Origin of the sequence: Legionella cardiaca (genome assembly GCF_029026145.1) — a bacterium.
GTDB lineage: Bacteria > Pseudomonadota > Gammaproteobacteria > Legionellales > Legionellaceae > Tatlockia > Tatlockia cardiaca.
The window spans coordinates 959,333-981,660 of sequence record NZ_CP119078.1 but is presented as its reverse complement, the minus strand read 5'-3'; the positions used below and the strand labels follow the sequence as shown (position 1 = coordinate 981,660).

Below are 22,328 nucleotides of genomic sequence, written 5' to 3'. Positions count from 1 at the left end.
GATTAGTTTAGGCTAAGCAATGGCTTATTCATCATACTCACAAGTAATTTTTGTGCAATCACGACAATTTTTTGTTGCAAAAGCAAATGCATCTGCCGCAGATTTTTTAGTTTCACTCATCTCTTTATCAGCGGCTTGATCAGCTGCTACAGAACTGCTGCTAGCATTTGTTGAACAGGTCCAGTTATTATCCAGTGAAGTTCCGACTGTTGTTGTTCCCGTTGCAGGAGCCGTCGTTGTTGTTGTCGTCGTGTCTGTTGCATAACTTACAGAAGCAAGCAAAAATAATGCGCTACTTGCAAGTAAAGTTAGAATCCCTTTCATGATTATCTCCTTATAGAGTTAGTAAAATTTTTTCTGTTACTTCATATTGCCTAAGTAAACTATCACTATCCTTTTTTTCCTCCTTTATCTTGTTTGTTTACCGTACGCCAAGCTCTTTCCTCAGCTTCATTTTTAGAAACACCTTCTTTACGATACTTTTCTTCAATATGATGTGCCTGACGCTTTTGCTTATCAGTATATTTTGATTTATCTCCCTGTGGCATGACTATCTCCTTTAGTTGTTAAAATTAGTGACATCCATTTAAAAATTGGGATGAATCATTAACGAGGCTTTACAGGAACCACACCTGGCTGAGCCGGGTTTTCAATTTGTGGTTCATCTGGAAGTATAATTTTAGAATGACTTCTCTTAGATTTGGAACGCTTATAATCTAGTCGTCTAATTTCATTATAATTTTTTTTAGTAGATTGATTGGGTTTGTCATTTTCTCGTTGATTTTCCATAAAAAAACGCCTCCGAAAATCCCCCTCTTAATACGCATCAATATATTAAGGTTCCTTATTAAGGAATAGGACAAAATTACAAGAAGAGCAATAGAAACAAATGAGATATACTCTTAACGTAATGAAAGTGAATAGGTTTTTCAAAATAAAATTTTCAATCACAACAGGCATTATGGGAGCAAAACCATAAAATTAAGAACATTTTTGCACTGATAATCAAACTTTCATTAGAATATTATTTATATAATTATTGGACACAATGAATCAAAAAAATAATATTTTTTCCTTTAAAATTAACAAATTAATCAGATAAAAAGAAAATATATTGTTTTTATTTTTTTAAGTATTTTTTTATTTACTTATGTTGTATTCTAATTTCGCTTTAGGATAACTCAAAATTAAGGGACAACATGAAAACAAAACTTCTTCTTTCACTATCTGTTGGCGCTGTTCTTTTAGCTTCTGGATGTACAAATAACAATGATTATTACAATGACGCTGTTCCTGGTACAGCAGTGGTTACCCCTGCACAGGCACAGGTTGATGCGAAAATTTTAGGCGGTTTAATAGTTCTCAATCAAAATGAAATTGCTGCAGCGACCTTGGCTCAAACTAAAGCTTCTAACCAAGCAGTTAGAAATTATGCCACTTTAATGTACAGAGCGCACAGTGCAAATTTACAAGAAACTCAAAATGTAAGCAAACGAATTGGCGTAGCGCCCGCAAATGGTAATGTTGCAATGATGCTCAAGCAAAAAGGCAAACAAGAACTAGCCACTTTAAATCGTTTAAATGGCTATAATTTTGACAAAGCTTACATTGCTGCGATGGTGAAAGATCATACCGCTGCGCTACATTTAATAAATCATAAGCTATTAACTGAAGCAACTAATCCAGCAGTTAGAAGACAATTAGAAATCTCTAGAGCCCATGTTGAGCAACATCTACGTTTAGCTCAAGATATTCAAAGACAACTACACGCCTAATTTGTCAATGAATAGAAGGGAGCATCTCCCTTCTATTCATTTTTTTTCTTAATCGCCTATTCAAAATAATTATTTGTTCAGTATATTAGTTTCGGACAAACCAGAAATGGCTACCCGCCTGCGCAGGTGACAAACTTCAGGAACACATCTTATTTAATCAAAATCCAATTTTCTCGCCCAAGGTATTTGGATTATGACACATTGCCCTGCTCGCATAGGCAGGCAGCCATCACCCAAGATAGAACCAACATCAAATCAAACTCACTGAGAATAGGGTTAATAAGATTTATTGGTAAAACAGCCTTTTCCTATTAAATTTTTCGTTGGTGTTATTCTAACTTCATAATGAAAACGATATAACTATTTTTATTTAATTAATTGTCAAAAATAATCTATACTATTTGAGTAGTTTAATTAAGGAAAAATCACATGTTTTATAGATTATTTATCAGCTATATAAGAGTAAAGCTGCTGCGAATTGTTTTAAATAAGATATTAAATAGCAAAGCTATCAAGTCAAGAAACATCAAATCGCTGAGCATTTTTACGTATGCTATTGAGTTAGCTTTCTCACTTTTAGAAGCAAAGCAAAAAGGTAAAACCTTTAAGAGAAATTGATGAGCATAATTATCGAAGATGAAGATGAATTTTTTCTTCAATATTATGCTTTTCATTTCTCATAGCTAATTCCATTTTTTGCGCTCTTTCATGAGATAATTCCACTTCGGCATCTTCAAATATCTGACTTTCTTCTTCTTTAATATGATGTCTTAATGCGGAAGCCATATGTTTAAAAAGCTGTGTCCATGCTGTGCCATCTAAACTATTATCAGCGAGCCTTTCTAGCATTTCCTCAACATCAGCATGTTCTTCTTTAGCGTGTTTAATTTCTTCTTTAGTTAAAGAAAAACGTTGCAATGTGGAATAAAAAATTTTTTCCTCTGCCTTGCTATGAATAATAATTTTTTCTTTAAGTTTATTAAATAATTGATCACGCAGTTCCTTTTGACCATAATCGAGTTTTTCGATTTTTTCTAACAAGTCTTCTACATTACGATGATCCTGTTTTAAATAGGTATAAATGCTCATTACAAACTCCTTTTAGTAAACATAAAACACTAATGTCCTATTAATAATTATAGGCAATCAGCAATTACCATCCTGCAGTACCAGTAAACTCCACTTTTTTAGTAAAACCTATAATAAAAAATAAGGGAATAATTTTTCGGATAGGAAATGGAAAAATCAAATAAATTTATTGCTGATAGTCTTTATAAATTTGCAGATATATTAGAAGCTGGGGGAGATAATCCCTATCGTGTCCGCGCCTATCGAAGAGCAGCTCGTACGCTTTTAAATCTAGATTCTAATCTAGCCAAACTTGTTGAAGATAATTTCGATATTACAACGCTCCCATGGATAGGAAAAGGCATCGCCTCGGCAATTCATTATATTTTACAAAAAAATGAAATTCCAAAAATTAATATTAAACAGAACAAGAAAAATATTAACGAATTAAAAGAAATCTATGGATTAGGGGAAAAAAGAATAGCAGCATTAAAACAATTAAATATAACAACAAAAAAAGCATTAATTGATGCAATTAGAAACGGCAAGTTATCTCAGTTTAAATGGTTTACAACTTCATTAGAAAATAAAATAAAAAACGACATTTTACACCCAAAACCAAAACAATTTATTCGCCTATACCATGCTCAACCGATTGTGGAGATTATTACCCAGAAGCTAAAAGAAATTTGCGATGCCCTTTGCGTGACTGGAAAATTTCGTCGGAAAACAGAAGTTCTGGAACAAATTGATATCCTTGTTATCGCAAAAAATCCTGAATTTGTAATTTCAAAATTCATTAATTTCAAAGAGGTAACCGATGTTTTTTCGCAAAATGAAGCTCATATATCAGTAAGGGTATGGTCGGGAATTAAATTAAACTTATCTTTTGTTCCCAAAAATACATTTGGTGCCGCTCTAATATTTGATACCGGTAACAAAAAGCATGTCGAGAGTTTAGTTTATCAAGCAGCCAACCAAAATTTCTCCCTTACTCCAAACGGGCTTTTTAAGGATGAGCAATGCATAGCAAGTAAGAATGAGGCGGAGATTTATCAAAAACTTAAGCTTTCTTATATTGAACCTGAACTACGAGAAGGAAGAAGTGAGATTGAAGCCGCGGCAAAAAATAAATTACCCCATTTAATTCAATTGAGTGATATCAAAGGGGATTTACATTCTCACACGAACGCAACAGATGGAAAAGAAACATTAGAAACCATGGTGCAAGCTGCTATTAACCGTGGATATGAGTATCTTGCAATAACTGATCATTCTAAACGTTTAGCAATAACCAATGGTCTTGATGAAAAGAGACTATTAAAACAAATAAAAGAAATTGATAAATTAAATTCTAAAATAACTAACTTTTTAATTTTAAAATCCATTGAAGTTGATATTCTTGAAGATGGAACTCTTGATTTATCAAATGACGTATTAAAAGAACTGGATATTGTTGTTTGCTCGATTCACTCTAAGTTTAGAATTCCTGAAGAAAAACAAACAGCTCGTATTTTAAAAGCCATGGATAACCCTTATTTCAACATATTTGGTCACGCCACTGGGCGGCTTATTAAATCACGCGCTCCCTATCCTATTAACTTTGAAAAAATATTAAAGGCCGCAAAAGAAAGGGGTTGCATTATTGAGTTAAATTCACAACCTTATCGTCTCGATATTAATGATATTTATTGCAAAATGACTAAAGAAATGGGTGTAAAAGTTGCTATTTCAAGCGACGCACATAGCACAAGGGAACTTAACTATATGCAATTTGGAATTTATCAGGCACGTCGAGGATGGCTTGAAAAAACCGACGTTATTAATACTCTCCATTGGAATGATTTAAAGAAAATAGTTAGACGCATTTAAACTTTTAATATTTTATTATTAATTTGTAACTCTCATTTTATACTCCTATAGTTTAAATAAGACTTCAATTTAAATAATCCTGCTTTAAACACACCTATTTATGGAAGGATAATTAAATCATGGATGTTTTTATCGACGCAGATATCTTCGTAAATTTTTACTATTTCTCAAATGAAATTAACTACTTAAATAAAATTAAACATTTAATAATGCAAAAAAAAATTAGGCTTCATTTAACCGAAAATGTAATTATTGATTTTCTCTGTAAAAGAAGAAATTTATTTTTAAAATGCAAAAATTTCAAAAATAATTGTACGGTTAGATATAAAAAATTCACTAACTTCTCACAATTTATTTCAAATCAAAAAAACTCAAACACACCGATCGCAGAAATAGATAGTATTTTATTGGAAATATTTCGAGCTTCTAATGTTATTAATTTAACAAAGAAAGATGTTTTAAAAATTTTTTCAAAACATGAAGACCATTTGACTAAGAGAGAAATATTAAACTGGCAAATGCTTTTAGAAAATATTGAATGTGATTTACATCTAATTTCACCGCATGGAGATTATTTTTATAAAAATACTTCTATCATTAAAGAGCAGCTACAAGATGAGTGGGAGAGAAATGTTTTCACCCCCTTTAAAATATTAGGATATAGAAGTATGTCCTCATTCCTAATAAAACATTTCCCTATAGAAATGGCTGGGAACAATATTGAGGAATTACAAGTTGATTTTTTACTAAAAAAACTTCCTCAAGTTAAAACTTTTTCTGAAATTCACCGGATTGTAAAAAAGCTCAATCAATTTATACTGCTTAATCCGCAACAACTAGAAGCTATTTGCGACATTTTCATTCACAATCGGTTTATCAAATGGATGCTTTCTGATCAAGATATTATTCTTTTTATAAGAAAACTTATTGAAAAATATAAGAGAATAATAGATCCCATCCAATTAAGCCAATTAAAAAATATATTACTTAATTACACAACAGGACCTTTAGCTCATATTTAATCAACTTTCATGTTTGCAAAGCGACTTTAACCCAACCTTCCGTACGAAGGTCAAAATTTTTATATGCTTCAACAATATTTTGTAAAGGTTCTTGTTGGGTTAAAATTTCACAGGGATCAATTAAACCTGCCTGCACCATTGTTAAAAGCTTTGGAATATAAGCACGATGTGGACAATTACCCATAACTATCTTTAAATTTTTATTCATTGCTTTTCCTATGGGGTAAATCATAAATGTAGGTGGATAAACACCTATAATAGAAATTGTTCCGCATTTCTTCGCTAATTCGACACCTTCTCGTAATGAATAACTTGGTGCGTTTCCTGGAATCCAATTTTGTCCATCGTTTTTAATAGCTGGCACAAGTTTAACAACTTCTTCTTGAAATTCATTTTTTCTTCTAGAGGCTTCTTCTTCGCCAGGCCCCTTATGGGGCGCATAAGCATCTATTCCTACGGCATCAATGACGACATCTGCTAAAGCACCATTTGTTAAATCTTTGATGACTGTTAAGGGACTTTCTTTGTTAAAATCAATGCACTCGGCACCTTGTTTTCGAGCCATTTCCAGTCGTGAAGGAACAGTATCAATTGCAATAATTCTTGTTACACCCAATAATTTACAGCTGGCAATGACAAATTGCCCTACGGGACCGCAGCCAAGAACAACTATCACATTACCTGTCTTTACCTGAGCTATATCCGCAGAAAAATAGGCTGTGGGAAAAATATCAGATAATAAAATCGCTTGAGAATCTGAAACATTTTCAGGGATGGTCACTAAATTATGATTAGCAAAAGGAACACGCACGTATTCAGCCTGACAACCCTGGAGTGGCCCTGTTGAACTAGGTCCGCCAAAAAAAGCAGTGCCCGCATCGGGTCCATTAGGGTTTGCTTTATTGCATTGGGAGTAAAATCCTTGATGACACATTTCGCAGTAACCACATGCAACAGTAGAAGGTACAATGACTCGATCGCCGGCTTTAAAATTTTTTACGCCCCGACCAACCTTTTCCACAATGCCTACTGCCTCGTGACCCAATATTGTATTAGGGTTCATAGGTCCCATCGTTCCTCTGATAAAGTGCAAATCCGTGCCACAAATTGCGCTGGTAACTACTTTCACAATTGCATCATAATCTTGTTGAATTTGAGGTTTATCTACCTCTTCCAGGCGGATATTTCCAATACCGCGAAATACAAGGGCTTGCATATAACCTCCTTGTTTTACAAAAAAAATCTATTCAATATATCTTAAAAACATGCATTTATTTTTAACAAATCATATTTTAAGTATAGCGGCCTGCCATTTACACACTGTCCTCATAAAACGAATTCTTTGAATTTATGCCATACTTAGAAGTAGAGCCTCATAAAAAATGAATAAAAAAGACTCGATATTTTTACTCTTTTTAAAAGGATTTATCATGAGCTTACTTGGACTAATATTGTTAATTATCATTTTATTGGCAGTCTTACCTACTTGGCCCTACAGTAGCGGATGGGGATATTATCCTAGTGGAATAGTAGGACTAATTTTAATCATTTTAATTATTATGTTACTCACAAGGGGAGGTTTATAACCTGTTCTTAGAATAGCTTTTTGTGTTGTCTAAAAGGAAATTAGCCCATGGAAGGACACTCTATATGGCAAAAAATTAGTTCTTCGGCTACCAGTTACCCATCTCTTAAAGAGAATATCGAAGTTGATGTTGCCATAATAGGCGGAGGTATTACTGGTATTACCGCAGCTATCAATCTGCTTAAAGCAGGGAAAAAAGTTGCTATTGTAGAAGCAAGTAAAGTTGGTGGTGTTACCACCAGCATGTCTACAGGTAATCTTTATCTTGAAATCCAACCTCTTTATCAAACGCTCGCTTCTAATTTTGGGATTGAAAAAGCCAAGGATATCGCCCTGTCACGGCAACTTGCCATTGATTATATCGAAACAAACGTTAATAGTTACAACATTAACTGCCAATTTAAACGTCGTCCCTGGTATGCCTATAGTTTAGAAAATGAAACATTACTCCATCAAGAGATTGAAACATTGAAGCAAATGAATATCGATATTGAAGAAATATTTAGCTTGCCCTTTGATTTTAAATTTAAAAAAGCCGCTGTTATGAACAATCAAGCACGCTTTAACCCTCTTCAATATGTTATTTCGATGGCTACTGAATTAATGAAACGAGGCTGTCTTATTTATGAAGATACCAGAGTAACTGCCATCACCGAAAATAATGTTTGCCATGTTCTTACAAATGATGGACACATTACAGCCAAACATGTTTTTATGGCCACTCATACTCCCTTTGGGATCAATACCACACAAATGTTTACAGCACCCTATCGAAGCTATGTTGTAGCGGTACATTTAAAAGAAAATGATTATCCTGAAGGTCATTTTTGGAAATTTGATAACCCCCCTTATGTGTTATGTACTCATGCAATCAGTAAGGCACAGCCTGATACGCTGATGATAGCTGGAAGGCATCATAAAACAGGCCAAGGCAATAATATGCAACAACATTTCTCTGAATTGGAAAATTTTTTACGAGAATATTTTTCAATATCCGAAATCGTCGTTAATTGGTCAGCTCAACATTATCATTCTGCCGATAAAATACCTTATATCGGCCTCGCTAATCACACCACAAAAAATATTTACATGGCCACAGGTTATTTCGCCGATGGATTAGTTTATGGTACGTTAGCAGGAATACTTGTCTCAGACATGATTTTGCAGAAATCAAATACTTTCGCTGAAATTTATAATGCCAACCGCTCTTCTCTTGGTTCTTCACTAGGTTTTGTAGCGAAAGAAAATCTTAATGTTTTAGCTCAATATGCAAAAGACTTACCTTTAAGTGCTACTAATAATTTTGAAAATTTGCAGGTTGGCGAAGGGCGAATTGTTGAAATTAACCGTGAAAAATGTGCGATTTCACGTGACAGTTCAAATCAATTGCATCTCGTATCAGCAGTATGTACACATATGAAATGTATTGTTAATTGGAATAACGCCGAACAAACCTGGGACTGCCCATGTCATGGTAGCCGCTTCGCACCTACCGGTGAAGTTCTTGAAGGACCGGCAACAAAAAATTTGGAAAAAAAGAAAATTACCTAATAGGGAGAGTTTAAAATGTTACTAGGAGCCCTGCTTTTTTTTGCGCTAGCAGCCATTTTGGGACTTTATTTATTAAGTTATATTCTAACTGAAAAAAATACCCCAAAAGGCGTGGCTATTATTCATGGCTCTATTGCTGCCTGTGGAATTATTCTACTAATAATTTATTCTTTTCTTTATCAATCGCCCTTAGCCAGTCTAATTATTTTTATTCTTGCAGCTGCAGGAGGCTTTTTAATGTTTTTCTGGGATATTATCGGAAAAAAGATTCCTAAATTTTTAGCGATAGGACATGGCTCTCTTGCCATTTTAGGTTTTGTCCTTCTTCTCTGGTTTGTCTATAATCATTATGCCATTTAAAATGAACAATCAAACTAAAGAGTGCAAATATCTTTCATGGACTGCAGTCGTTTCAGCTGCAATTATTGGAATAGGGTTAAATTTTCTTTTCAATTTATTGTCCTTAGCATTAGGAATATCAAGTTTTTCTATTGATATACAAGGAAAAACAACCTTTTCTTTGGCAGGATATTTTTGCTTTTGTATTTCGTCAATTATCTCGATGTTTTTTACAGGGTGGGTTGCTGGAAAGTTAACGCCGCCACAACCTCTCAAAAAAATGTGGGGCATACTTTATGGATTTTTGGCTTGGTCCTTACTTCTTATTTTAACTGTGGTGCTATTAACCAATTTTATTCAATTTTTAGCTTTTCATTCTAACTTTACAGCTAATTTAGTTGCTATCAAAATTACTAATAATGCTCCTATGTTAACAGAAACTGTAGCTGATATTACAAAAAATTCGCCACTAAGTATTAACATTGAAACAACGAAGAAAGTACTAACCTTAAACGCCATGCTAACATTTATTTTATTTTTCTTAGGTGCGCTGGCGAGTTGTCTAGGTGGTTTTATTGGTTATAAGACGATTAAAAACAACGAGTCCTTATAATGAGAATTCTAATTTTGGGTGCTACAGGCTTTGTCGGTTCTGCAATTGCCACCTTACTTACTCAGGCAAACTATGACATCAGCTGCGGCGCTCGCGATATTAATACTCTAAAAAATCGCTTCCCCAAAGCCAATATTATTTATTGTAATTTTGAAAAGGATACAGACATTCAAACCTGGATTCCTCGGCTTCAAGGCATTGATATTCTAATTAATTGCGTTGGTATTTTTTATCATTATAAAAAAGACATCCTATGGAAATTACACTATGAAACCCCAAAAGCATTATTTGCTGCGGCAGAACAATGTCATGTAAAAAAAATTATTCATCTTTCTGCTTTAGGCATCGAGCGCTATGATACGGACTATGCCAGAAGTAAAATCGCCGCAGAAAAACAATTAGCATTGTTGAAAATTGCGCATGTAATAATAAAGCCATCTTTTATTTATGGTGCTAATGCTCGCGGCGGGATGGCTTTAATCAGGGGGCTTGCCGCCCTACCACTCATCCCTCTTCCCGGGCATGGTAAACAACAATTCCAGCCTATTTCTATTGAGGATCTGACGCAGGCAATCAAACGCTTTGTGGACACAGATTGCAAAGATAATATAACTTTAGCTGCCGTCTCACCCGAAAAAATTACTTTAAAAAATATGATTGGAATTCTGCGGCAATGGTTAGGGCTTAAGAAAACTCTGTTTATTTATATTCCTTCTTTTTTTATCCGACTCGTTGCCTGGCTCGGTAATTTTTTTGCTTACTCCACAGTGCAAACAGCAGCAATTACCATGCTAAAGCAAGGTAACACGGCCACCGAAAAGGAGACACGTCTATTCCAAGAAAAAGTTGGTTTTAAAATTAAAGGCTTTCAGGAAGGAATAAACAATCAACCTGGAAAAATACAAGATTATTGGTATGCCCGATTATTTTTTATGCGTCCTCTACTTAGGCTCAGCCTTGCCTTCATGTGGTTATTTACTGCATTTACAAGTGCAATACTCTACCCCCCCGCATCTTCCTATTTATTATTAAAAGATGTAGGCATACCCACTTTTTGGCATCCTTTTTTTCTGTACAGCGCATCGCTACTGGATGCAGTCATAGGCATAGCATTGCTCGTTAACTATAAAGCTAAAATTATCTATATTATTCAAATAATTATTATATTTATTTACACCCTGATTATTTCTGTGAAACTTCCCTATTTTTGGTTAGATCCATTCGGACCTATTGTTAAAAATATTCCCATACTCGTTGCAATTTTAATGTTGTACATGATAGAGCCGGCGGACAATTGATTAATAAACTTTAATTATGGGATGCTTTATGGATATCTCCCTATATTCAACTGAAGAATGTGAAAAAATAGCAAAAGATGCATCGTTACGCTATGTGAACGATACACTACCCGGTATTTCACGCAAGAAAACAAAAAAGGGGTTTAATTATTACTATCCGACAGGGAAACTTATTACCGATGCTAACGAGCTACAACGAATACAAAAATTAGCAATCCCTCCCGCTTACCATGATGTCTGGATTTGTCCTTTTTCCAATGGTCATATACAAGTCACTGCGCGTGATGATAAAAACAGAAAGCAATATCGCTATCATCCTCTTTGGCAGAAAATTCGCCAACAACAAAAATTTCATATGATGGTAGCTTTTGGAAAGGCAATTCCAAAAATTCGTGAACATGTTAATGAACATTTAAGTAAACCTGCAAATCTTTCCAAAGAACAAATAATTTGTGCAATTATTTTTCTACTCGATAAATCCTGCATAAGAATTGGAAACCTTATTTATGCTAAGGAAAATAAATCGTATGGCTTAACTACGCTTCGCAAAAAACATTTATCTATCGATAAGAATAAAATCTCGCTGGAATTTGAAGGTAAAAACTCCAAAATTTGGCACATTGACTTGAAGGATAAAAAAATTATTAAGGTACTAAAAAAATGTGAAGAAATTCCCGGCTATGAAGTATTTAAATATCGTGACACCAATAACAATCTGAATATTGTGACATCACAGGAAATTAATGGCTATTTGCAAAAATTAACTAAACAACCATTTACAGCAAAAGATTTTAGAACCTGGTTTGCTTGTCGCGAAACGTTTTCTCGCTTAATAAATTTTGCCCTGAAAGAAAAACCTACTATACAACGATTAAACGAGGTTCTCCTCGAAGTGAGCGAGTTATTAGGACATACACCTAAAATTTGTCAAAAAAACTATGTACACCCGGAAATATTGAATTGGTGGCAACAAGGTAAATTATCTCAGTGGGCTAACAGAAATCAAAGTCGCATTTTTTCTTTAGATGAAGATGGACTGCTCCTTTACTGGTTACAAAAATTACCTAAAAAAATAACTATAAAGAAAGAAAAATAAAATCAATTCTAGTACTATCGAAATATGAAAACAAAAAATAAACAACAAAAATTCCTTAATTTTTTCAAAAAATTAGGCCCAGGAATTATCACAGGAGCCAGTGACGATGATCCGTCAGGGATAGCAACCTACTCACAAGCTGGAGCCCAGTTTGGATTAGCGACCTTATGGACAGCTTTAATTACTTTCCCCTTGATGATTTCAATTCAGGAAATGTGTGCAAGAATTGGTACGGTCACCTCCATTGGCTTAACAGCCAATATAAAAAAACACTATCCCACACCCATTCTCATTTTATTATTGTTATTGAGTGTACCAGCGATTATTTTAAATATCGGAGCAGATATAGCCGGTATGGGAGCTGTAGCAAATCTTGTCCTACCAGCAATCCCTGCTTACCTATTTTCAATTATTTTTACAGCCATATTAATGATAGCTATTATTTTTTTGCCCTATGACAAAATAGTAGCCGCACTCAAATATTTATGTTTATCTTTATTACTTTATTTAATTATTCCCTTTATTAAAAGACCAGATTGGTTGCAAGTTTTACAGCATACCTTCATTCCCACGGTGCAATTTAATAAAGAATATTTGCATATATTAGTTGCGATCTTAGGAACGACTATTTCGCCTTATCTTTTCTTTTGGCAAGCGACAATGGAAGCTAAAAATAAACACTTAGTAGTCAACAAAGAAGAGATCAAGACTATGCGCAAAGACGTGGTCTTTGGCATGTTTAGTTCTAACCTGGTAATGTATTTTATTATTTTAACAACAGGAACAATTCTTTTTCCTAAGGGAATTCACCAGGTTGAAACGATTGAGCAGGCAGCAAGTGCTTTGGAACCGCTTGTGGGTAAATTATCTTATTTGTTATTTGCATTAGGCGTCATCGGCACAGGCTCTCTTGCTATCCCAGTGTTGTCAGGCTCTGTTTCTTATATTCTAACAAGCTCGTTTAATTGGACTGAAGGCTTGGATAATCCGTTTTATAAAGCCAAGCATTTTTATAGCATTATCGTTATTTCACTTCTAATAGGGTTAGGAATAAATTTAATAGGAATAAATCCTATACAAGCGCTCTTATATACTGCAATTTTATACGGCATAAGTGCCCCCCTATTGATTCTAATTATTTTACATATCGCTAACAGTAAAAAAATTATGGGAAAATTTGTCAATAAAAAATGGGCAAACGTTTGGGGCTTCCTTACTTTTTTACTTATGTCAGCCGCTGCACTTTTTTTACTTTTTTTTTATTTCTTTGATTAAATATGGGTTAAGGATTAAATAGCATGAAGGATATAAAAAGAATTTTGTCTTATCTTAAAGAGCATGAATTAACTTTAACCACCGCAGAATCTTGTACTGCCGGAAGAATTATCCACTTACTGGCTAAAATTGCTGGTAGCGGGGAAGCCCTTGATGCAGGGTATGTGGTGTATTCGGTCGATGCAAAGAAAAGATTGCTGAAAGTAAAACAAGAAACTATTGACAAATTTACACTTACAAGTGAAGCCGTAGCTGAAGAAATGGTTCAAGGTGCTTTGCAAAATAGTGCTGCAAATATCGTAGTAGCTACCACAGGGATTGCGGGACCCGAATCTATGGATGGCATTCCCCAAGGAACAGTTTGTTTTGGTTGGGGATTTAAGTGTTCGGAAAATGTAGTTATTTATACTGAAACAAAAAAATTTAATGGCAACCGCATACAAGTACTGGATGAGGCAGCAAAATATGCATTAATCAAAATACCCTCTTTTCATAAAAAACTGTTAACTAACAAAAATAGAGATTGATTTAAAGAAGAAAATATACAAAAAACTCACAAAAATCTGTTCAACCTAGTTATCTTAGTTAGCAATCTGGGTACTGATATTATTTAAAATATATTGACCTAAGGAAGCCTGCTGGTTCAACCAATTACCAATCTAAAGCCAATTCACATCACAGAATATAAAGTAAATTGAAACAAAATGACATGTCAAAATCGATATCTTTTATACTTCAGATTCAAAAACTGCAGTTAATTTTATCATTGATATCTAACGATTAAGAAAAACGATAAGGGGGGTAATTATTAGACGAAAAGGTACTCTCAGTAAATTTTAATGGTTCTCTCGTAACAAATTCCCTAAAGGTCCTTAGGTAAATCAAACGCTCCTATTAAGGATCGCGGTGGTCGGAGCTTTCGCATAAATTACATGACGAGAAAGCCTGAATACCACACTTATCACTGTCTCAATCCCTGTTTAATTTAAGCCAATTAATTGATTAGAAAATCAAATCATGGTTCTTTATTAAAACAATGTGATCTATTGATTTACTTAAGAGATTAAAAATAATACAATTTAGCCCCGAATTTAACATTCTAGAATGGCTTGCATAAAAATGGGACGTATATTTGAAGAAGATAATGTCAGTGAGAATGAGAGTTTAGATCTATCCTCAGAGTCTGAAAGTTTATCGGATGATCCGATTGATGAGCCACCTGTTGAGCCGCCTTATGAAGAACCTAAAAAGAAACGAAAACCCACAAAGAAGGTATTTTTCCCTTTAAGCATCACCCTAACGAAGAAAGCAATTAAACTTCGCATTACACCAGAAAAAAATGAGGTAATTCCGTTAAATGATAAAGAGAAGGTGCAAACCTTTTTGGGAGGTAAAGTCACTTATATTTATGATAAGGAAGAAAAAGCAACGGAGTTAATTGGCCTGACTAAATCTCCTGTAGGAGGATTAGGCGCCGTATCCACTGGATTCATTGCCAAAGATGAAGAACTTGGTAAATATCAAGGGAATTCTATTTCACTTGAAGAACTCGCACACAAGGGGGTAGTTGAACGACCCTATGTCATGGAGGTCCTGGATGATGAGGGCGAGTTTATTGAGATAATTGATGCCGAATTATCAAGAAATTTTGCTGGTTTTTTGAATCAAGGCCATCCTAATGTGGTTCCGCTGCAAAAAAATGGTGAAGTGGTATTTAAAGCAATTGAAGACATCCCCCCCGGGACGCCACTTCTTTATCACTATGGTCCAAGTTATAGGTGGGAAAAAGAACCATTTTATTTAACAAAATATCACGTTGATAATGTTGATGCACTTTATGAGAGAAATAAAGAATGGTATGAACAAGATTGTTACATGCTACCAGAGAGTGTTTGTGATCTTTATTATTTACCTAAAGGGCGTTATTGGAAAATAACCTCTTTAGCGAAAGCAATTTTACAGAATGAGGTTGTAAAAAAACCTAAAGAGTGGCTCACTCAAGCAGAAATACCTTGTTTGTTGGTGACTGAATCTGAAGAGGAATTGTGTAATTTTAAAAATCAACCTTTACTGACTCCTTTACAAATTGCTGTGGCCAAAGCCGATCCTCGTAGTATTGATAAATTATTAGCATCAAAATGTGATCCGCATATACCAAGTATACTCTCACAGGTTACACCGGCCCTTGCATTATTACGTGTTTTGTTCCAATTGCAAGACAGTGATAGCGATATCCAACGATTTGAAGCGCTAAAAAGACAGGCAATCACTTTAATTGAGCTATGCACTCTTTTTATAGATGATAAAAATCATCTTAATCTTTTAGATGCTGCTATTCGTCTTGCAGATATTGCTATTTTAAAAGCGGTTCTAAATTGCATCAAAAATTTACCTTATGTTCGAGAAGTTAACTTCACGCAATATTTAATTGAAAGAAATCCAAAACTGAGTCCATTTGCAGACTTGGATTATTGTATTTTAAATGGAAAATGGGAAGTACTGGATGTTCTTCTGAATGCCTTGGAAGATAACTGTTTGGTACCGGAAAATACGTTAGAAAAGGCGATTAAAGCTAATAAAATTTTACAAAATCACATCGTTAAAAATTTAAGCGATGACGATAAAAAACAATTCATGGAAACGCTTCAAAAACACAAAAAGATATATGATTTTTGTGTCAATAAAAATTGTTTCCCCATTAAAAATATAGAGAAGAAACCAAAGAAATGGGTAGTAAAACCGAAAGAAATGGTATTGATGCCTGTAGAGGTGGCAAAGAGCACTGAGCCTCCTCCCCTTCCCGTCGAAGAACAAGAAAAAGTTTATAAGGCTTTTAGGAAATCATATACAGCAAGACACCCTGACGCTATCCTTGATATGATTCAATTTGCATGGAATGGATTTGATGGAATTTTATCAAATGTTTTTACATGGATGAAAGCCAAAAAGATTGCCTTTGATACAACTGAATTAAAGAACATCGATTCACTCTCTCCCGTTTGGAAAAAATATGTTTTATTGCGCGCAAGCTCTTATTGGGATTTGCCTCCTGGTCTGATTGACCAAAAAATTAGTATTGTTCATAACTATACTGAAAACGAACAGAATATCTTTTCTAAAATTTATTTGACTAAAGGTCATTGGTCAATTGAAGAGTTAAGCGTGCTTTTAAATTACAATCGCACAAATAAATCAAAAAGACTTGTTATTCCAACACAAAATGAATTGTTTGATGAAAAATTAGATGAAACAATTATTCAGAAAGCTTTTCAGACTGAATGGTCCGATGAAGAATTAGATGAAACACTTATTGTAGAAGAGATTCGGAGTATTTTTCAGGAAGTTTTTTTTAATTGGTATAACAATTCATCGAGTAAACCCAGGGGAAAAAGACATTGTGATTGGTCAAAAACGCATGACCATCTTAAAAATCCTTATGGTGTCTATACAATTGAAAATAACGAAAAAACCTATACTTTTTCATTGTCCAATATATTTAAGTATCTGAAAGCAAAAGATAGGAAAACTTTGGCATGGATTGTTAGCCAATTTATGAGCTCAAAATATTTACTAAGTGTTAATAAAACGAAAATTTTAATAGCCTATTTTAGAATTTTTGATTTGAAAGAAGGTATTGAACCCATTGTAATTGAGGGTGAAAGTACACACCTCATAAAACAATTTTGGTCAAACCTATTATCCTCAAGAGAAGAAACAGAATTTAAATGTAAACGATTCACTGCTTTAAAAAAAATCTGCAAATCCGGAAATAAAGACGACGTTGATGCCTACTTGGCGAAAGAGCTAAGCGACCTTAAGAGTTTTGAAAGTAAATCAGTCATTAGAGAGGTACTTTATCCTATTCAATATGGTAAAAGAGTCTGCTTTGTTTTGGATGTTTTACTGGAGCATCTCAATGACAATGCAGAGCGCCTTATTTATTGGTTATTAAGAACTGATGAATTTAATACATTGAGATTTGTTCCCGATGCTCTGTTACTGGCTTTTTTAAGAACTAATCAGGCTGAAAATTTTCATATTTTTATAAAAAGTTATTTGGATAAGGTGCGCCTGAATTATTTAGTACGTGACTATTTATGTGAACTTGATTCGGAAGCCTTTTTAAATTGCAAAAAGCTCTTTAAGCAATTTGAGTTACTCAAAATAGAGAGCCGTAGTGATACTTTTTATAAAGAATTGAATGGAATATTTACCTGGATAGAAAATACTAAAGGATTTAATTTAGATAAAGATATAACCGAGGAAGAAATAGAAGACGTTGTAGAAATAGTGGAAGTAGAAAAGGAAAGTCCGAAAAAAAAGAAAAAGCTTTCTAAAGAAGAGAAAGAGTCCTCAAAGATAGACCTGAAACCTCCTAAGCAAAAGAAAGAATCTTCAAAAGAAAATAGAAGATCTTCTAAAGAAAAGAAAAAAAACTCTCAAACTGTAGCTGAAAAGAGTACTATCAAGCCCAATGAATTTGAAGTAACAATGTCCGAAGAAAAATCGGAACAAGAAGAAGTTTTAATAGCAACACCTCAGAGACTAGAAAAATTAGAAAGAGAACGGGGGCTAACTTATTCGTATACACAACCAAGTCATCCTCCACATCGAAAGATTGAAGAAGATTCTTTAAATAAACTAGCGGTGGTTTTGACTCCTGCATTGGGTTCAAATAACTATGGTGCAATTACCACAAGACGTATTGAAAAGGGAGAGACCGTTGCACTTTATTTTGGAAAAGTACACATAAATCCCAATCTTAAAGAGGGTACCTATTGTTATCTTGTCAGTGCAGAAAATAGCATCTTTATCGACGCGACCAACGAAGGGGGCATTGGGCGTTATATCAATCATTCGAGTGCTCCTACACTCGAACCTATCCTTGATATACGAAAAGACAAAAATAAAACCGTAGTGAAATTTAAAGCTTTGCAAACAATTCAACCCTATTCAGAAGTTTTCTATGATTATACCTTTAACTATTTTTCTGAAAGGCATCAGGAAGTAAAGATTAAATTTCTACATCCCAATGATTGGGAAATTGACGGAGAAGTATTAAAAAAGGATAGCGCGTTCTATAAGGATAAGACTTATTATCAAAAGCCAATTAATTTCGAAAAAGGATTTTTAAAATTGTTCGGGCTCAGTGAAGATGCTAAGTTTTGGGCTCCAGAAATTGTTTTTTTAATGATGCAGGGAGAGGAGATTAAGCCGACAGACCTTAACCTGAAACAGGTCAATAGTATCTGTTTTTTGCTTAACGATGAAAATGAGTTCTCGCATCCTTCCAATCAACCCATGGTTACCCCATTAATGATTGCCTGTTATCTAGGCAATGAAGCCTATATTAATTTTTTAGTGAAAAATGGTGCTGATGTTAAGCGTGTCACTCGCCACACAGGGATTCCTGCGCTAGGTGCAGCCTTCGTGCATGACTATGAAAAAATTATTGCAATAAAAAAATCTTTAAAAATTAAAGATTGTGGCGATTTTGAGCGTACGCTATTTTTTCTGGCTGTTCAAGAAAGCAAAATTGAATACCTCATCGATTATTTTGAGATAAAAACGTTTCCAGATGGGGGCGATCATTTTGCCTGGATGTATCCTGAGCACAGTCATATGCCCATATTTGCCGGTGTCAATGTTGATTACAGCTTGCAACATGCTGATTTTGAGATAGCTGAATTGCTTTTGAAAAATATGATTGATTTGGATGTGTTTGAGGGCGTAGTTACTGATACTGAGGATCTCATTTTTAGAAAGGAAACCTTGCAAAAACTATCTGAAACCCCAAAATTTCAAACTCTATCTTTAGAGGAAATAATTGAGCTAAAAAACAGATTTAAAAAATTATTAGCTCCCATTGAGGATGGAAAACAACGAATAGACCGACTTGAACTATTTTTTGAAAATAGACAACAGGAATTAGAAAAAGCGCTGAAAGAAAGGCAGAGGCTAAATGCCATGCCTGAAAGTGCTCAAAAAAGAAAAAAATCTGACGTTGAAATTCGAGACCGAGAAGACGAAACGCTTAGCTCATCTTCTGACGAAAAGAAGAAAAGTGAATTAGATTGTGAAAGTACCCCTAAGGCTTCGAATGATTTAGAGGAAATTAAAGCTAAGAAAGTTAAAGGCAACTCAGAAGAGCAACGAGCTACGTCACCTAATCTTCAAAAGTCATTGGAATACATGGATGAAGAGGTGGATATTGATGGTTTGAATCCAGAAAATGACCCACCATTGGATGAAGTTGTTGAGTATAATAAAACTGACACAGAGGCCACAAAAATTTTAGTAGAGGGTCAAGAAAGTAAGGTTATTCAATCAGAGAACCCCATTGAGAAAGAGCTAGTTAATCAACCCGAAAACCAGGTTGACACGATGGACGTCGTGCCTGCTAGTATGTTTGAATCAGATTCTTTAAAATTCTCAATCGACACACTCGCAAAAGAAATACCTACGATTTCAGCCGAGGCTTTGGAGCATCAAGAAAACAATCAACTTGATGTACAAAGTGAACCAGAGTTAACACAAATTCCAGAGCAAGATCAAAAAAATAAAGAGGAAGATCTATTGGCTCAACTCAATCAACTGTGGGAAAGTAATGTTAGAGAAGATGATATCGGGTTGGGTATTGATGGCTTGGGTTTAAGAATCGCCGCTACCTCAACAATGCCGACGAATGAGCCAGGTGCAGAGATCAACTCTTCGAAACCTTCAATCTATATACCCCGTTTGTATGAAGAAATAATCCGGACTTTAACTGAAGTCTCTTCTGAGAACGGAACAAGAAATGAATTAAATGACAAGACTCCATCAACAGAAATAAACGAGATAGCCGAAAATGAAGCGCAAAAAATTGAAGGAAATCTGTCATCAGAATGGGCTGCTGAAGGAGAGTCCGGTGTTCAACCACGGGGAGAATATTCAGAAAGCACTCTCCTAATGACACACGATATTTCTGCAGAGGATGCCAATTTAGTTAATCTCCTGGATCAACTAGAAGACGAGCCTTTTTCAGTGCAAACAATTCAAATGCAAAATTTTGTAACATCCATAGGTGTTCCTACCAGCCCAGAATCTCATCAAAACCATGACAAGCTAGAGGAAGAAACGCGACCAGTAATACCATCACCAATCTTTGCGCCTTTACCTCAAATAGCTAAACCAGTGAAAGCTAAACGTTTTATAATGAAGTCGCCTTCTCAACTAGAGGAATTCATTTATAAAGTTGATTATGACACAACAAATGGTCAATTAAGTAATTTAGATAAAGCGTTACTAACGGCCATCAATTTTGTTGAAGAAACGGAACTGAGTAAACAAACCGAATCTGGTCCACCTAAAAAAGGTGGGTTTCATTTTAATGTTGGAACTCAGTTTAATTCTTATTTTGAGAAAATATTTAAAGATAAAAACGGTATTAAGATTTTTAAAAAGGGAATAGATGTTGGGTTTACGCTTACTAATGCCAATGCGTTTCGAAAAGTGTGTGAAACTCAAATTGCTTTTAGTGAAACAGTTTCAGTGATGTATAAATTGTATACCTCACTGAAACTGCGAAATTCACATGATTTTCGAGTAGCAGGAAAATTCACCACCCCTAATGAAAGCGTTAAAGATACCCTGGTACAGAAGCTTGGGCGACTGTTACCCTCTTTTAGTAGAGGGCAGGTAGAGATGTTTCGAGGCACACTCAATAAATCCTTGTATGAGATTGTTTTTCCTGAAGGACTTGATATCGAAAGTTTGCTGGAAAATCATTTATTTTTAAATAGTTATTTATCAAAGCCTACTGAGAAACCTGTAGAAACTGTTATATTCCCAGCATTGCCTTGGCTAAGTCAACTGCCGAATTTAGGGATTAACATGCACGTAATAAAATATGATGGTACTAGAATAAGCACAACCGATAAGGCTTTATTGACCTGTATCGAATGGACTCAAATGAACGTTATATTTAAAGATAGTATAGGTTTACAAAAGCAAGTCTCATTTCCTCTTAATTTTATAGAAATGCTTGAGATTGATCCCACCCTATTTAAAGAAGAAAATGGCCTATTGTATACATATAATCAGATTACTATCATAGATGTTACCAAATTTCGGAATTTTGCTGAAAAAACAGTTGTCTCTCCTTTGGTGGCAACTATAAAGTCCTTTTATCGCTCTCTTATAGAAGCATCTTTTGAAAATGGTCAATTTAAAGCTTATACCCGGAGTATACATCCCGTTATTAAAGAGCTGCTGGCTCAAAAAACAAATCACGCTGATATACAGTGGAACTCAAATAGTATATCTTCTGAAAATGGCCAGATACTGTATGAGGTTTTTTTAAAAGACAAGAGGTATGTTTTAAACTGTTTGCGAAAAGATATGTTTTTAGAAAGCTATGTTGAGCGTTTGGACCCACTAAGTAATAAGGAAATATCTACAATACAATCTTCGCCGTCACAACAACAATCTCCTGTGCTTTCCGAACAATCTCAATTAAATCCTTATGCAGCATCAACAAACCCTCAAAGTTTTTTTCTTAACGTGGGTATGCAACCATTAGACTCAAACTCCAACCCTGCTGATTTAGATGGAACTACTAATTCCTTATAAACCTATAAGAATCCCTGTTTCTTTTCAGAAGCAGGATGACTTAAAATAAATTCTTATAGAACTAGCTCAGCCTTGGTATTGCGTTGCAATTATTACTAATAATCTCTGCAATTCAGCGAAAAGAATATTTTTGAGGTGTTTGGATAGGAAGTCTTTAAAGAATAAAGCCATTTAATTAATCGTGATGGACAAAAGCAATACTGGCACTGCCAATGATGGCTCAA

The 22,328-nt window shown here is 34.5% G+C and carries 17 protein-coding genes; 12 read left to right on the top strand and 5 right to left on the bottom strand.

Annotation, left to right across the window (positions count from 1 at the left end):
* Positions 1-24 precede the first annotated feature (24 nt).
* The 3 genes from PXX05_RS04270 to PXX05_RS04260 all read right to left on the bottom strand — a co-directional run bounded on the left by PXX05_RS04270 (position 25) and on the right by PXX05_RS04260 (position 789).
* A complete protein-coding gene (locus PXX05_RS04270; protein ID WP_275089823.1) occupies positions 25-324 on the bottom strand; it encodes a hypothetical protein in 300 nt (99 codons plus the stop codon).
* 65 nt (positions 325-389) lie between these two features.
* Complete coding sequence (locus PXX05_RS04265; RefSeq protein ID WP_275089822.1) at positions 390-548, bottom strand: hypothetical protein; 159 nt, start codon at positions 546-548, stop codon at positions 390-392.
* Between the two features lie 58 nt (positions 549-606).
* A complete protein-coding gene (locus PXX05_RS04260) occupies positions 607-789 on the bottom strand; it encodes a hypothetical protein (RefSeq protein ID WP_275089821.1) in 183 nt (60 codons plus the stop codon).
* A gap of 410 nt (positions 790-1,199) precedes the next feature.
* On the opposite strand from PXX05_RS04260, the gene PXX05_RS04255 reads away from it, so the two are divergent.
* Positions 1,200-1,775, top strand: a complete 576-nt coding sequence (locus PXX05_RS04255; RefSeq protein ID WP_275089820.1) for a DUF4142 domain-containing protein — start codon at positions 1,200-1,202, stop codon at positions 1,773-1,775.
* A gap of 627 nt (positions 1,776-2,402) precedes the next feature.
* Here the strand turns inward: PXX05_RS04255 and PXX05_RS04250 are convergent.
* Positions 2,403-2,864: a hemerythrin domain-containing protein gene (locus PXX05_RS04250; RefSeq protein WP_275089819.1), complete on the bottom strand. Its 462-nt coding sequence runs from the start codon at positions 2,862-2,864 to the stop codon at positions 2,403-2,405.
* Positions 2,865-3,011: 147 nt separating this feature from the next.
* On the opposite strand from PXX05_RS04250, the gene PXX05_RS04245 reads away from it, so the two are divergent.
* Both PXX05_RS04245 and PXX05_RS04240 read left to right on the top strand, forming a co-directional pair.
* Positions 3,012-4,715 carry a DNA polymerase/3'-5' exonuclease PolX gene (locus PXX05_RS04245; protein ID WP_275089818.1) on the top strand — a complete coding sequence of 568 codons (1,704 nt, stop codon included), beginning with the start codon at positions 3,012-3,014 and terminating at the stop codon, positions 4,713-4,715.
* A 119-nt stretch (positions 4,716-4,834) separates the two neighbouring features.
* Complete coding sequence (locus PXX05_RS04240) at positions 4,835-5,737, top strand: hypothetical protein (protein ID WP_275089817.1); 903 nt, start codon at positions 4,835-4,837, stop codon at positions 5,735-5,737.
* Between the two features lie 7 nt (positions 5,738-5,744).
* On the opposite strand, the gene PXX05_RS04235 is transcribed toward PXX05_RS04240, so the two are convergent.
* A complete protein-coding gene (locus tag PXX05_RS04235) occupies positions 5,745-6,953 on the bottom strand; it encodes an alcohol dehydrogenase catalytic domain-containing protein (RefSeq protein ID WP_275089816.1) in 1,209 nt (402 codons plus the stop codon).
* A 166-nt stretch (positions 6,954-7,119) separates the two neighbouring features.
* On the opposite strand from PXX05_RS04235, the gene PXX05_RS04230 reads away from it, so the two are divergent.
* From PXX05_RS04230 to PXX05_RS04190, 9 genes are all read left to right on the top strand, one after another.
* Positions 7,120-7,323, top strand: a complete 204-nt coding sequence (locus PXX05_RS04230; protein ID WP_338034427.1) for a DUF3309 family protein — start codon at positions 7,120-7,122, stop codon at positions 7,321-7,323.
* Positions 7,324-7,370: 47 nt separating this feature from the next.
* Entirely contained in the window at positions 7,371-8,873 is a 1,503-nt protein-coding gene (locus PXX05_RS04225; RefSeq protein ID WP_275089814.1) for an FAD-dependent oxidoreductase, read from the top strand.
* Positions 8,874-8,888: 15 nt separating this feature from the next.
* The gene (locus PXX05_RS04220) at positions 8,889-9,233 is read left to right on the top strand and encodes a hypothetical protein (RefSeq protein ID WP_275089813.1); all 345 of its coding nucleotides are present in this window, start codon (positions 8,889-8,891) and stop codon (positions 9,231-9,233) included.
* 1 nt (position 9,234) lies between these two features.
* Positions 9,235-9,825 carry a hypothetical protein gene (locus PXX05_RS04215; protein ID WP_275089812.1) on the top strand — a complete coding sequence of 197 codons (591 nt, stop codon included), beginning with the start codon at positions 9,235-9,237 and terminating at the stop codon, positions 9,823-9,825.
* Entirely contained in the window at positions 9,825-11,123 is a 1,299-nt protein-coding gene (locus PXX05_RS04210) for an SDR family oxidoreductase (RefSeq protein WP_275089811.1), read from the top strand. Before PXX05_RS04215 ends, PXX05_RS04210 begins: the two co-directional genes overlap by 1 nt.
* A 28-nt stretch (positions 11,124-11,151) precedes the next feature.
* A complete protein-coding gene (locus tag PXX05_RS04205) occupies positions 11,152-12,219 on the top strand; it encodes a DNA topoisomerase IB (RefSeq protein ID WP_275089810.1) in 1,068 nt (355 codons plus the stop codon).
* 24 nt (positions 12,220-12,243) lie between these two features.
* Positions 12,244-13,494: an NRAMP family divalent metal transporter gene (locus tag PXX05_RS04200; RefSeq protein WP_275089809.1), complete on the top strand. Its 1,251-nt coding sequence runs from the start codon at positions 12,244-12,246 to the stop codon at positions 13,492-13,494.
* Between the two features lie 23 nt (positions 13,495-13,517).
* Positions 13,518-14,021, top strand: coding sequence for a CinA family protein (locus tag PXX05_RS04195; RefSeq protein WP_275089808.1), 504 nt, complete (start codon positions 13,518-13,520; stop codon positions 14,019-14,021).
* 577 nt (positions 14,022-14,598) lie between these two features.
* Entirely contained in the window at positions 14,599-22,104 is a 7,506-nt protein-coding gene (locus PXX05_RS04190) for an SET domain-containing protein-lysine N-methyltransferase (RefSeq protein ID WP_275089807.1), read from the top strand.
* Positions 22,105-22,328: the final 224 nt, after the last annotated feature.

Coding starts and splice junctions, on each gene's coding strand:
- PXX05_RS04270 (WP_275089823.1), bottom strand. CDS start 324: ATGAAAGGGATTCTAACTTTACTTGCAAGTAGCGCATTATTTTTGCTT.
- PXX05_RS04265 (WP_275089822.1), bottom strand. CDS start 548: ATGCCACAGGGAGATAAATCAAAATATACTGATAAGCAAAAGCGTCAG.
- PXX05_RS04260 (WP_275089821.1), bottom strand. CDS start 789: ATGGAAAATCAACGAGAAAATGACAAACCCAATCAATCTACTAAAAAA.
- PXX05_RS04255 (WP_275089820.1), top strand. CDS start 1,200: ATGAAAACAAAACTTCTTCTTTCACTATCTGTTGGCGCTGTTCTTTTA.
- PXX05_RS04250 (WP_275089819.1), bottom strand. CDS start 2,864: ATGAGCATTTATACCTATTTAAAACAGGATCATCGTAATGTAGAAGAC.
- PXX05_RS04245 (WP_275089818.1), top strand. CDS start 3,012: ATGGAAAAATCAAATAAATTTATTGCTGATAGTCTTTATAAATTTGCA.
- PXX05_RS04240 (WP_275089817.1), top strand. CDS start 4,835: ATGGATGTTTTTATCGACGCAGATATCTTCGTAAATTTTTACTATTTC.
- PXX05_RS04235 (WP_275089816.1), bottom strand. CDS start 6,953: ATGCAAGCCCTTGTATTTCGCGGTATTGGAAATATCCGCCTGGAAGAG.
- PXX05_RS04230 (WP_338034427.1), top strand. CDS start 7,120: ATGAATAAAAAAGACTCGATATTTTTACTCTTTTTAAAAGGATTTATC.
- PXX05_RS04225 (WP_275089814.1), top strand. CDS start 7,371: ATGGAAGGACACTCTATATGGCAAAAAATTAGTTCTTCGGCTACCAGT.
- PXX05_RS04220 (WP_275089813.1), top strand. CDS start 8,889: ATGTTACTAGGAGCCCTGCTTTTTTTTGCGCTAGCAGCCATTTTGGGA.
- PXX05_RS04215 (WP_275089812.1), top strand. CDS start 9,235: ATGAACAATCAAACTAAAGAGTGCAAATATCTTTCATGGACTGCAGTC.
- PXX05_RS04210 (WP_275089811.1), top strand. CDS start 9,825: ATGAGAATTCTAATTTTGGGTGCTACAGGCTTTGTCGGTTCTGCAATT.
- PXX05_RS04205 (WP_275089810.1), top strand. CDS start 11,152: ATGGATATCTCCCTATATTCAACTGAAGAATGTGAAAAAATAGCAAAA.
- PXX05_RS04200 (WP_275089809.1), top strand. CDS start 12,244: ATGAAAACAAAAAATAAACAACAAAAATTCCTTAATTTTTTCAAAAAA.
- PXX05_RS04195 (WP_275089808.1), top strand. CDS start 13,518: ATGAAGGATATAAAAAGAATTTTGTCTTATCTTAAAGAGCATGAATTA.
- PXX05_RS04190 (WP_275089807.1), top strand. CDS start 14,599: ATGGCTTGCATAAAAATGGGACGTATATTTGAAGAAGATAATGTCAGT.